This window comes from Pseudomonas sp. PS02303, from assembly GCF_029959925.1.
GTDB lineage: Bacteria > Pseudomonadota > Gammaproteobacteria > Pseudomonadales > Pseudomonadaceae > Aquipseudomonas > Aquipseudomonas mandelii.
Map to the genome: position 1 here is coordinate 1 of NZ_JASCOM010000180.1, position 12,393 is coordinate 12,393.

The 12,393-nt window shown below is 61.1% G+C and carries 11 protein-coding genes; 4 read left to right on the forward strand and 7 right to left on the reverse strand.

Features of this window, described 5'->3' with window-relative positions; translation table 11 throughout:
* Positions 1 to 104 precede the first annotated feature (104 nt).
* From QMX98_RS26040 to QMX98_RS26055, 4 genes are all read left to right on the forward strand, one after another.
* On the forward strand, positions 105 to 1,616 hold the full coding sequence (locus QMX98_RS26040) for an efflux transporter outer membrane subunit (RefSeq protein ID WP_083374965.1): 1,512 nt from the start codon (positions 105 to 107) through the stop codon (positions 1,614 to 1,616).
* Positions 1,617 to 1,791: 175 nt separating this feature from the next.
* Positions 1,792 to 3,984 (forward strand): FUSC family protein, encoded by a 2,193-nt coding sequence (locus QMX98_RS26045; protein WP_010463144.1) that lies wholly within the window; start codon positions 1,792 to 1,794, stop codon positions 3,982 to 3,984.
* Positions 3,974 to 4,174: a DUF1656 domain-containing protein gene (locus QMX98_RS26050; protein WP_007896379.1), complete on the forward strand. Its 201-nt coding sequence runs from the start codon at positions 3,974 to 3,976 to the stop codon at positions 4,172 to 4,174. The genes QMX98_RS26045 and QMX98_RS26050 overlap by 11 nt, the downstream gene beginning before the upstream one ends.
* A gap of 25 nt (positions 4,175 to 4,199) precedes the next feature.
* Positions 4,200 to 5,048 (forward strand): HlyD family secretion protein, encoded by an 849-nt coding sequence (locus QMX98_RS26055; protein ID WP_010463139.1) that lies wholly within the window; start codon positions 4,200 to 4,202, stop codon positions 5,046 to 5,048.
* Positions 5,049 to 5,076: 28 nt separating this feature from the next.
* On the opposite strand, the gene QMX98_RS26060 is transcribed toward QMX98_RS26055, so the two are convergent.
* From QMX98_RS26060 to QMX98_RS26090, 7 genes are all read right to left on the reverse strand, one after another.
* Entirely contained in the window at positions 5,077 to 5,475 is a 399-nt protein-coding gene (locus QMX98_RS26060) for a DUF4440 domain-containing protein (RefSeq protein WP_282411583.1), read from the reverse strand.
* 122 nt (positions 5,476 to 5,597) lie between these two features.
* Entirely contained in the window at positions 5,598 to 6,422 is an 825-nt protein-coding gene (locus QMX98_RS26065; protein ID WP_282411584.1) for an SDR family oxidoreductase, read from the reverse strand.
* A gap of 33 nt (positions 6,423 to 6,455) precedes the next feature.
* The gene (locus QMX98_RS26070; protein ID WP_010463133.1) at positions 6,456 to 6,920 is read right to left on the reverse strand and encodes a hypothetical protein; all 465 of its coding nucleotides are present in this window, start codon (positions 6,918 to 6,920) and stop codon (positions 6,456 to 6,458) included.
* Positions 6,921 to 7,121: 201 nt separating this feature from the next.
* A complete protein-coding gene (locus tag QMX98_RS26075; RefSeq protein ID WP_010463132.1) occupies positions 7,122 to 8,573 on the reverse strand; it encodes a mannose-1-phosphate guanylyltransferase/mannose-6-phosphate isomerase in 1,452 nt (483 codons plus the stop codon).
* Between the two features lie 214 nt (positions 8,574 to 8,787).
* Entirely contained in the window at positions 8,788 to 9,441 is a 654-nt protein-coding gene (locus tag QMX98_RS26080) for an alginate O-acetyltransferase AlgF (protein WP_042932354.1), read from the reverse strand.
* Between the two features lie 17 nt (positions 9,442 to 9,458).
* A complete protein-coding gene (locus QMX98_RS26085; protein ID WP_010463127.1) occupies positions 9,459 to 10,634 on the reverse strand; it encodes an alginate O-acetyltransferase in 1,176 nt (391 codons plus the stop codon).
* An 11-nt stretch (positions 10,635 to 10,645) separates the two neighbouring features.
* Positions 10,646 to 12,211: an MBOAT family protein gene (locus tag QMX98_RS26090; RefSeq protein ID WP_077748261.1), complete on the reverse strand. Its 1,566-nt coding sequence runs from the start codon at positions 12,209 to 12,211 to the stop codon at positions 10,646 to 10,648.
* Positions 12,212 to 12,393 lie beyond the last annotated feature (182 nt).

A 12,393-nucleotide genomic window follows, 5' to 3' on the forward strand; every position in this document is an offset into this window, starting at 1 on the left:
GGCGGCGTGACAGTCACCAACGATGTCGACTGATTCGCCGCTTTCGCGGGCAAGCCTCGCTCCTACAGGACTTCGTACGCCCCTTCTCTCAGGAAATCGCAGCAGTGCCGCGTCGCATCAACAGAGCGCTTCAGACGCTCAGTGTTCTGGCTTTATCCCTGACCCTCGGCGGCTGCATCGGCACCGGAGGAATTGCCCCGCAGGGCAAGGCACTGGAGGCCAATTCACTGGCCACCGACGACGCCATCCAGAGCGCCGCGCAGGACGCTCACTGGCCCACCGCGCAATGGTGGCAGGCCTATGGCGACCCGCAATTGAACCGCTGGATCGATCTCGCCGTACAAGGCAGCCCGACCATGGCCATGGCCGCCGCGCGGGTGCGACAGGCCAGGTCCATGGCCGGCATCGCCGAGTCTGCCGAGTCGTTGCAGATTAATGGCGAATCCACCCTCAAGCGTCACAACTGGCCGACCGATCAGTTTTACGGGCCGGGCGAGTTGGCCAACACGACCACCTGGGACAACAACGCTGCACTGGGTTTCAGCTACGCCCTCGACCTTTGGGGCCGCGAAAGCAACGCCACCGAGCGCGCCGTGGACATGGCGCACATGACGGCCGCCGAAGCGCGTCTGGCGCAACTCGAATTGCAGAACAATATCGTGCGCGCCTACATCGAACTGTCGCTGCATTACGCGCAACGGGACATTGTCGAGGCGACCCTGAAACAGCAGCAGCAAATTCTCGATCTGGCGCAAAAACGCTTGAACGGCGGCATCGGCACCCATTTCGATGTCAGTCAGGCTGAAACGCCGCTGCCGGAAACCCATCGCCAGATCGACGCGCTGGACGAGGAAATCGCCCTGAGCCGTAACCAACTGGCCGCTCTGGCGGGGAAAGGTCCAGGCGAGGGCGCGCAGTTGCAACGGCCCACGCTGTCGTTGGCCGCGCCGCTGAAACTGCCGTCGTCATTGCCCGCGCAATTGCTCGGTCAACGTCCGGACGTGGTCGCCAGCCGCTGGCAAGTGGCGGCCCAGGCGCGGGGCATCGATGTCGCCCACGCCGGTTTCTACCCCAACGTCGATCTGGTCGGCAGCCTCGGCTACATGGCCACTGGCGGTGGGGCGATGGAGTTTTTGACCGGCAAGAAACTCAACTACAGCGTCGGCCCGGCGATCTCGTTGCCGATCTTCGACGGCGGGCGCTTGCGTTCGGAGCTGGGCGAAGCCTCGGCCGGGTATGACATCGCCGTGGCCAAGTACAACCAGACGCTGGTCAACGCGCTGAAAAACATCTCCGACCAGTTGATCCGCCGCGAGTCCATGGACAAGCAGCAAACCTTCGCCGCCGAGTCGGTGGCCGCTGCGCAGAAGACTTATGACATCGCGATGGTCGCCTGGCAGCGCGGGCTCACCGACTACCTCAACGTGCTCAACGCGCAGACCTTGTTGTTCAAGCAGCAGCAGGTCCAGCAGCAGGTTCAGGCCGCACGCCTGAGTGCCCACGCCGAATTGGTGACAGCGCTGGGTGGCGGGCTGGGTGCAGGAAATGATGTGCCGAAGGACAGCCAGACCCAGGCACCGAAAACCCCGGCCCTTTTAAAGAGCCTCTCGAATTGAACACGATGTTCCAGGTACATCCGCATTTGTGGCGAGGGAGCTTGCTCCCGCTTGAGTGCGCAGCACTCACAACATGTGAGGTGGCTGCCGGAATATTGGGGCCGCTACGCAGCCCGGCGCGAGCAAGCTCGCTCGCCACAGAATCTCTTTTGCCTCACGTGCTTCCAGGATACTCATGACTCCCTCGCCCGCACCTCTGCGCTGGCTGTATTCCCTTGAATGGCGCCGTGGTTTTTTTGACTGGGCACGCAGCGACGGCGTGACCTGGGTCTACATTTTCAAAGTGCTGTTCGCCGCGTTCCTCACCCTGTGGCTGGCGATGCGTCTGGAGTTGCCGCAACCGCGCACGGCGATGATCACCGTGTTCATTGTCATGCAACCGCAAAGCGGCCAGGTGTTCGCCAAGAGTTTTTACCGCTTTCTCGGCACGCTGGCCGGGTCAGCGGTGATGGTCGCGTTGATTGCCTTGTTTGCCCAGAACACCGAACTGTTCCTCGGCTCGCTGGCGATCTGGGTCGGCCTCTGCTCGGCCGGTGCGGCGCGTTATCGCAACTTTCGCGCCTACGGTTTCGTGCTCGCCGGGTACACCGCTGCGATGGTCGGTTTGCCCGCGTTGGCCCACCCGGACGGCGCGTTCATGGCGGCGGTCTGGCGGGTGTTGGAGATCTCGCTGGGGATTCTTTGCGCCACCGTGGTCAGCGCCGCGATCCTGCCGCAAACCGCCAGCGCGGCGATGCGCAACGCCTTGTATCAGCGCTTTGGTGTGTTCGCCTTGTTCGTCACCGATGGCTTGCGCGGTCGCAGCAAACCCGAGGCTTTCGAAGCCAGTAACGTGCGCTTTATTGCCGAGGCTGTCGGCCTGGAAGGGCTGCGCAGCGTCACCGTGTTCGAAGACCCGCACATGCGTCGACGCAACGGACGACTGAGTCGCTTGAACAGCGAATTCATGGGCATCACTACGCGCTTCAACGCCTTGCACCAATTGCTCGAACGCTTGCGCAGCAGCGGCGCTGACCACGTGGTGGCGGCGATCAAACCGGGGTTGCAGGATCTTGCGGAATTGCTCGATGGCTTCAGCGGTCGCGCCTTGACCAGCCCCGATGCCGCACGCCTGGCCAGCGCCTTGGCGACTTACAAGGAAAACTTGCCGGCGCGGGTTCGCAGCCTGCGGGCGACCTTTCAGGAAAGTGGTCCGAGCGACGCCGAGCAGCTCGATTTTCATACCGCCTACGAACTGCTCTATCGCTTCGTCGACGAGTTGCACAGTTATGCACAGACCCACGCTTCACTGGCCGATCACAGCCATGCGCGCGAGCAATGGGACGAACCATTCACCCCGCAAACCAACTGGATGGCCTCGGCGGCATCGGGGATTCGTGCGGCGTTCATTCTGGTGGTGCTGGGCAGTTATTGGGTGGCAACGGCGTGGCCGAGCGGGGCGACCATGACGCTGATCGCTGCGGCTACCGTCGGTCTGTCTGCGGCGACACCGAACCCGAAACGCATGGCGTTCCAGATGGCCTGCGGCACATTCCTTGGGGCACTGATCGGCTTCGTCGAGATGTTTTTCATCTTCCCGTGGATCGACGGTTTTCCCTTGCTGTGCGTGATGCTCGCGCCGGTGATCGTGCTCGGTTCGTTCCTCACGTCGCGGCCGCAATACGCCGGTGTCGGCCTCGGGTTGCTGATCTTCTTCAGCACCGGTTCAGTGCCGGACAACCTCACCGTCTACAACCCTTACGCGTTCATCAACGACTACATCGCCATGGTGCTCGGCATGCTGGTGTGCGCGGCGGCCGGGGCGATCATTCTGCCGCCGAACAGCCGCTGGTTGTGGCGCCGGCTCGAGCAGGATTTGCGTGGGCAAGTGGTGTATGCGATCAGCGGCAAGCTCAAGGGCCTGGCTTCGAGTTTCGAAAGCCGCACCCGGGACTTGCTGCATCAGGCTTACGGCCTCGCGGTGGGTCAGCCGCAGGTGCAACGGGATTTGCTGCGCTGGATGTTCGTGGTGCTGGAAGTCGGCCACGCGATCATCGAGTTGCGCAAGGAACAGGCGATTCTGCCGGTGCATCCGGCCTACGCCGAATCCCAGCCGTGGCGCCAGGCAATCCGCGTGATGGGCCGCTCGCTGGTGCGGCTATTTCTGCAACCGAGCCCGAGCAATCTGGAGCGCGGCCTGATCGCGGTCGACCATGCCATCAGCCGCGTGCAAGCCACCGACGAACCGTTCGCGCCGCACTTCGACACCTCCGCGTTGCGGCGGGTGAAGAGCTATTTGCACTTCATCCGCACCTCGCTGCTGGACCCGCAATCACCGCTCGCCGCCTACGCCGGGACCCGGCCCCAAGGACTTGAACATGCCTCGTGAAATCGCCTTCCACGGCGTGTACATGCCCACCATGACGCTGATGTTTTTCATCGCCGCGGCGCTGGCCTGGGCGCTGGACCGGTTCCTGTCCGGGTTCGATCTGTACCGTTTCTTCTGGCACCCGGCGCTGCTGCGCCTGAGCCTGTTTACCTGTCTGTTCGGCGCTCTGGCGCTGACGGTCTACCGTTGACTCTCTATTTCTGAAGAAGGCCCTGATGAAAAAGCTTTTCAGCCTGCTCGCCACGTTGCTGGTACTGGCCCTCGCGATATGGATCGGCCGGACCCTTTGGGTGCATTACATGGACACGCCGTGGACCCGCGACGGCCGGGTGCGCGCCGACATTATCAACGTCGCCGCCGACGTCACCGGGGAAGTGGTGGACGTGCCGGTGCGCGACAACCAGCAAGTGAAGAAGGGCGATCTGCTGATGCGCATCGACCCTGAGCACTACCGCATCGCGGTCAAACAGGCGCAGGCCCTGGTGGCCTCGCGCAAGTCGACGTGGGAGATGCGCAAGGTCAACGCCCATCGCCGCGCCGACATGGACGCCTTGGTGATCTCGAAGGAAAACCGCGACGACGCCAGCAACATCGCCGACTCGGCCCTGGCCGATTACCAGCATGCCCAGGCACAACTGGAAGCGGCTGAACTGAACCTCAAACGCACCGAGGTCCGTGCTGCGGTGGACGGCTATGTCACCAACCTCAACGTGCATCGCGGTGACTACGCGCGCATCGGCGAAGCGAAAATGGCTGTGGTCGATATGAACTCATTCTGGGTGTATGGCTTCTTCGAAGAAACCAAACTGCCGCATGTGCGGGTGGGCGACAAGGCCGACATGCAGTTGATGAGCGGCGAGGTGTTGAAGGGGCATGTGGAAAGCATCTCCCGTGGCATCTACGACCGGGACAATCCGGAGAGCCGCGAGCTGATTGCGGATGTGAACCCGACATTCAACTGGGTGCGCCTGGCGCAGCGAGTGCCGGTGCGGATTCACATTGATGAAGTGCCGGAAGGTGTTCTTTTGGCGGCGGGGATTACGTGCACGGTCGTGGTTAACTGACTCGGTCCGTCAGGCATAAGACAAAGGCTCAGCCCTTGCAAAACGTCTCATGCAAATGTCGCCAAACCACCTTGCCACCGGCCTGTTTCTCAAACACTACTGTCGAGCGGCGATCCGAGTGCAGGCCCGTCGCATCGGTCTGCTGCTCGCGATAACCCACCACCGCGCCACCGTCGTACAGTGCAATACCCCGCAACTCGCTGAGCTCGATCCTGAAGCCAAGCTTCTTCCCGCCGGCCAGCAAGAACAACTCGCTCAACGCTTCGAAATCCAGCACCCGGCCGAGGGGCGAGATCATGGAAAACTGTGGTGAAAACCGGCTCAGCAGTTGTTCAAGTGCCGAGTCGTCTCGTTCTTCGGCCAGCCATTGTTCGATGGCGATGTGGGCCTGGATGACTTCGTCGAAGTAGTCGGTGTAGTCGGTCATGGTTGTTTCCTGAGTTTTTGCAGCGTCTGGTCTGACGTCTTCGCGGGCAAGCCTGGGCAAATATTGCGAACGACGCGAGCCTGTAGGCGCGAGGCTTGCCCGCGAAAAACGATAACGCAGTCCTACAGTTGCCCCCTAAGCCCGAACCGCTTCATCAACCCCGCCTCCAGCAACCCTTTAGGCAGCAACCCCGCCAACAACGGCAACGCCCGGCTGCCATTGCCCAGACGAATCAGGCGCGGAGGTTTGCTCTGTTGCACAGCCTTGAGCAAACCACCGGCAAACTCCTTGGCCGGGGTCGGTTTATCCTGAGAGGCCTTGGCCCGCGCACGAATACCTTCGCGCAAGGGAAACCACGGCGATTGGTCGGTGATCAACTGCTCCGCCTCATGCCCGGCATTCTTGGCGAAGCTGGATTCGATGGCGCCCGGCTGTACTTCCATCACATGGATACCGAACGGCGCCAGCTCCATGCGCAATGCATCGCTCAAGGCATGGACAGCGGCTTTCGAGGCGCAATACGCGCCGGCAAACGGGGTGACCAACACCCCGGAAACGCTGCCGATGTTTACCACGATCCCTTTGGCCCGACGCAACACCGGAAACAGCGCGCGGGTCACGCCAACAATCGCGAACACATTGGTTTCGAATTGGCGCTGCATCGCCGGCACACCGCCGTCGAGCAGCGGCCCCATGGCGCCATAGCCGGCGTTGTTGATCAGCACATCGAGGCCGCCATGTTGCTGGTTGATCCGCTCGCTCAACTGTTCCAGCGCCGCGCCGTCGTTGACGTCCAGCTGTACGGCCGTGAATCCGGCGGCGGTTAACGCGGCCACATCTTCAGCCTTGCGGGCGCTGGCCCAGACTTCGTATCCGGCCCCTTTGAACACATCGGCGAGGGCGCGGCCGATGCCGCTGGAACAACCGGTAATCAACGCAACGGGCATGGCGCGGTCCTTGTGCAAAAAGAAGTAGGGGGATCAGTCGGAGAAACTACCCTGCAAACGCTCGGCGCGAAACTCCAGGGTTTGCGGGCGATAGCCAGGGCGCAGCGGCGGCAGGGGCAAGCAGTCTTCCCAGGTGGCGCCGGCTTGCAGTTCGCCGGGGCCGCGATAGCGCGGGGCGGTGTATTGATTGTCGGCCAGATTGACCGTATCGCCCGGCGCATACGCGGCGACACGCCAGCGCAACTCGGTCAGCGGCACGTCGTTGCCGTTGTTCATGGTCAGTTTCAACGGCCGGTCTGCCGGGCAGTGTTCCGGCGCGTAGGTGATGCGCAACTCCAGGCGCGCCAGTTGCTTGACCTCGCGGTTGTCCATCCAGATCACCCACGTGGCCACCAGACCCAGGCCGATGGCGGCCGCCACCGAGACGGGCAAGGCCTTGGCCGGGTAGCGCAGCAACAGGATCAGCCAGGTAATAACCAGCAAGACGCCGATGAACATGTTTGAACGCTCCTTGAACTCATGGCCACCATCCTACCGAAGGGCTGAGGGAATGGACATTGCGCGTTCCAATGGGATGCGGAGCATCCTGGGCTGAACTCCCACGCAGAGCGTGGGAACGAACAAAAAAGCCCCCGACCAACCCGCTGCGGATAGGGAAAACGCAGCGGACTGGACGGGGGCTTTTGTTTTACTGAACGCTTACTGCGCGATGGTTTTCACCGACACGCCGCGTTCGATCGGGGTGGAGCGACCGTAGATATCTTCGAACCGCTCGATATCGTCTTCACCCAGGTAGCTGCCCGATTGCACTTCGATGATCTCGAGTGGAATCTTGCCCGGGTTGCGCAGGCGGTGAACCGAGGCGATCGGGATGTAGGTTGACTGGTTCTCGCAGAGCAGGAACACGTTTTCGTCGCAGGTCACTTCGGCCGTGCCGCTGACCACGATCCAGTGTTCGGCGCGGTGATGGTGCATTTGCAGGGACAGGCACGCGCCCGGCTTGACCGAGATGTGCTTGACCTGGAAACGGCCGCCCATGTCCACCGAGTCGTAGGAGCCCCACGGACGATAGACTTCGCAGTGGTTCTGGGTCTCGCTGCGGCCCTGCTCGTTGAGGGTGTTGACCATCTGTTTCACGCCTTGGACCTTGTCCTTGTGGGCGATCATCATGGCGTCCTTGGTTTCGACGACCACGATGTTTTCCAGGCCGATCACCGACACCAGTTTGCCGTTGCCGTGGATCATGCAGTTCTTGCTGTCCTGAATGACCACGTCGCCTTTGGTGACGTTACCGTTGGCGTCTTTTTCGTTCACTTCCCACAGCGACGACCAGCAACCGACATCGCTCCAGCCGGCGGTCAGCGGTACGACGCAGGCGCGCTGGGTTTTTTCCATGACCGAGTAATCGATGGAATTGTCCGGGCAGCAGGCGAAAGTCGCTTCGTCGATGGTGACGGTGTCGGCATCCTGTTCGCTGCGTTCAAGCGTCAGCAGGCAGGTGTCGTAGATGTCTGGATCGTGTTTTTTCAGCTCTTCCAGGAAGCGGCTGGCACGGAACAGGAACATGCCGCTGTTCCAGAAGTAACCGCCGGACTGGACGAACTCGGTGGCGCGCTTGACGTCCGGTTTTTCGACGAAGTGCGAGACGCGGCTGACGCCTTCGGGCAGCAGGGAGTCAGCGGTCGATTTGATATAGCCGTAGCCGGTTTCCGGTTTGGTGGCCGGAACGCCGAACAGCACCATTTCGCCGTTTTCGGCAGCGACGGTGGCCAGCGCCAGCGCACGTTGCAAGGCTTTCTGGTCATCCAGCACGTGGTCGGCCGGCAGCACCAGCATCAACTCGTCGCGACCTTCATTGACCAGCATCATCGCGGTCAGGGCCACGGCCGGCGCCGTGTTGCGGCCGAACGGTTCCATCAGGATGCGCTGGGTTTCCAGTTTACGGTTGCTCAGCTGCTCGTTGACGATGAAGCGGTGGTCTTTGTTGCAGACCACGATCGGGGTGTCCATGCCTTCAAACACCAGGCGTTCCAGGGTTTGCTGGAACAGCGTGTGTTCGCCGGTCAGGGCGAGGAACTGTTTAGGGAATTGCTTACGCGAAAGCGGCCAAAGACGTGAGCCGCTACCACCTGACAAGATCACCGGAATCATGTTGTTACTCCTTGAAAATCGTATGGGTCAGAGCTACTGCGTTCTGTCGTTTCACTCTTGTTCTTATTCCGTGTCCCGACTGGCACTGCGGTTCAATGTGGGAGCGAGCCTGCTCGCGAAGGCGGCGTATCAGTCGACATCAATGTTGAATGTCAGACCGCTATCGCGAGCAGGCTCGATCCCACAAGGGAACAGCGTCAGTCAGGCAAAATGTTTAGCGCGTCGAAACCGGGCGTTTTACCCAGACTGGCGACAGGCTGCTGCCTTTACCGGTGACGTACAGCACGGCGGCTTCACCGCGTTCCAGGGCAACCGGTTTCACGTCGCCGACTTTGGTCGCGCCGTCGTACAGGGCCAGGCTGACTTTGACCGGGTTGATTTCACGTTCGCCACGGCCCTTGGCCGCTACGGATGGAACCACTTCGGTCTTGCCATCAGCGGTTTTCAGGGTCAGGGCCTTGTCGCTGAGGTTCTGCACGCGAACCAGGGATTTCTGCTTGTTCTTGAACGGCGGCTCTTCGATCAGTTGCGGCGCGCCGCTGGCGTTGTTGACCAGGGTGTAATAGTGATCACCGGCCAGTTTCACCGGCAGGGTCTGGCTGCCGACCTTGGCGCTGTAGTCGCCGCCCGGCATGAAGCTGAAGTCGGTGCTGGACAGCGGCGCGACTTCGGCCAGGTTGGTGCTGCCGACGGTGGCGCTGACTTCAGCGTTACCGGCGTTGTAGACACGGACGAAGCTCGAACCTTTCGGTGCAGTCGGGCCGTAGAGTGCAGCGTCACCAGCAAAGGCGGACATCGACAACACGCTCATGCCAGCAACAAGTGCGAAGGTCTTGGCGAGACGGCGAGGAGTAGTAGTGAAAGTCATGGTAGTACCTCTCTCTTTCAGTTTTGCGCCCGGTCGGGCGTCTCGGATTTAGTGTTTGCGGCTACGTTTTGTTGGCGGGCGCCGGCTTCTTTGAGCTCTGCGACCCACTGCGGGTCGGCGTCGCCTATTTCGTTGTTCACAGGCAGATAACGTTCAGGGAACTCCCAGATCAGCACCTGTGGCGGGCTGTTCTTGAAAGCATCGCTTTTCAGGTAGCTGAGCATCGGCAGAATCGGGCCGTGGCCGTCTTCGGCGTAATTGACCACGTCGCTGTTCAGCGCTTGTTTCAGCGCCCCGACGAAGTTCCAGTTAGGGTTGGCGCTGTAGCTGGTGCCGATCAGGGCCACCGGCACTTCGGTGTTGGCGAACAGCGCGTCATCACCGGCAGGCTGGTCTTGCGCGACCACGGTGTTGCGCTTTTGCAACGGCTCGGTCTTCGGCATCAGGTTTTCGAACAGCGGGTCCAGCGGCAGGAACAACCGCAGGTCGCCTTTGTGCGTGACCTTCTCCGCAGGTTCGGTGACGAAACGTTGCGGCTCGCCGCTGAGCGGGGTTTTCTCGGCAATGGTCTTGGCCAGGGTCTCGGCGGCGATTTGCGCGCCTTCCGGGGTCCAGTGGGTGTCGGTGCGCAGGAACACTTGCTCGCCGTCCAGCTTGGCTTTGAGCATCGGGCCGAACAGGTCAGGCGCGATGATCTTGTTGGCTGCCACGCGAGCGTGGAAGTCTTCATAGAGGTTGGCGTGAATGCTCGAAGGTTTCACTGCGCCCAGGTGTTCCGGGTACAGGCGAGTCTTGGCCGGCACAATCGCCATCACCAGTTTCACGCCTTTGGCCTTGAGTTCCTGGCGTACGCCTTCTACGAGCGCGTAGTTGCCTTGCAGGTTCAACTCTTCGTTGACGATCGGGTTGAATTCTTCATCGCTGTACAGCCATTGATCGCGGCCGAGCACAACGCCCGGACGACCTTCGTTGAACAGTTTGAAATCCAGCGCGGCCCAAAGGTTGGTGCCCAGGCGCTTGATCGGGAACTCCTCGTCGTAGTGCGTTTCCACAGCCTTGGCCCAGCGGCCATTGAGCACCGTCGCATCGGCGTTGGTGCTGAAGCCGAAGAAGCTGCGCGTCGACCACAGGCCCAGTACCAGCAGGGTCACCATGAACAGGGCGATGTAGAAGATACGTAATGAGCGGGTCATGGTCAGATCCCTCAGAACTGGAAGTAAAGGAACGGCGAGAAGCTTTGCGCCGAGAGTTTGAAAATCGAGGCGATGAACAGCACCAGTACCAGCGTGCGCATCACGTAACGGGACCAGTCCGCCGTCCAGTAGGCCGGTTGCACGGTGGCTTCAACGCCAACGGTGTAGCCAGGCTCGTGGATGCTGGTCGGGTTGTCGCCCGGTACGGCTTTGATCATTCCAGGCGTGGCAGCGGCCGGGCCGTCGGCCTCGACGTTGACCACAGGCTTGGTCTTCTCAGGCGGCAGGTTGCTGTAGAAATCGCGGATGCCGAAGAACGCCAGGGTCATGTAAGCCACGACCAGGGTCGCCACTTGCAGGCCGGTGAGGCTGGCCGCGTTGAGTTCCGACAACGACCATTCGCCGAAGCTGAACATCGCGCCGTACATGCGACCGGCGACGTGCAGGTTTTCCGAACGGAAGATCACCCAGCCCATGACCACGAGCAGGAAAGTCAGGGCCCAGCGGATCGGGTTGATGCTGCGTGGCGAGGTGTTCAGGCCCAGGGCCTTTTCGATCGCCAGCCACATGCCGTGCCACGCACCCCAGATGATGTAGGTGATGTTCGCGCCGTGCCACAGACCACCGAGCAGCATGGTCAGGAACAGGTTGCGATAGGTCATCAGCGTGCCTTTACGGTTACCGCCGAGGGTGATGTACAGATAGTCACGCAACCAGGTCGACAGGCTGATGTGCCAGCGACGCCAGAACTCGGTGATCGACTGGCTGATGTACGGCTGCTTGAAGTTTTCCATGAAGCGGAAACCCATCATCAAGCCCAGGCCGATGGCCATGTCGCTGTAGCCGGAGAAGTCGAAATACAACTGCGCGGTGTAGGCGAGGGCGCCCAGCCAGGCGTCGCCCGTGGTCGGGTTCTGCAAGGCAAAGCAATGGTCGGCCACCACCGCGAGGGTGTCGGCGATAAAGACCTTCTTGATGAAACCCTGCATGAACCGCGTGGCACCTTCGGAGAACTTGTCGAGGGTGTGGGTGCGATTGTTGAACTGGTCGGCGAGGTCGCGAAAACGCAACACCGGGCCGGCGATCAAGTGCGGGAAGATCGCCACGAATGCGGCAAAGTCGATCAGGTTGCGGGTCGCCGGGGTGTCTCCCCGATAGACGTCGATGATGTAGCTGATGGACTCGAAGATGTAGAACGAGATCCCGATCGGCAACAGCACGTGGGTCAGGATGAACGGCGACAGACCGACCGACGTCATCATCGCGTTGATGCTGTCGACGCCGAAGTTGGCGTACTTGAAGTAGCCGAGGATGCACAGGTCGACGGCCACGCCCAGCAGCAACCAGCGTTGTGCCGGTTTGGTCCGAACGCCTGCGGCACCGACTTTGAGGCCGATCCAGTAGTTCCACAACGTGACGGCCGCGAACAGCGCAAGGAAGTCCACACGCCACCAGGCATAGAACACGTAGCTGGCGAGCAGCAGCAGCAGGTTGCGATAGCGTATTCCGCTCAAGTAGTACATGCCGAGAAAGATCGGCAGGAACAAAAACAGGAACACGTTGGATGAAAATACCATCCCGGTCTCTCCATGTTTAACCAACAGTCAAGGGCCAACGGCCCCCCCAAACCCCCCGTGAAAAACCGGAGGGCATTACTCAAATCTCAAACCTGACACTGACCCTCTGTAGGAGTGAGCCTGCTCGCGATGAGGGCGTGTCAGTCGACATGAATGTTGAATGTCAGGCCGCAATCGCGAGC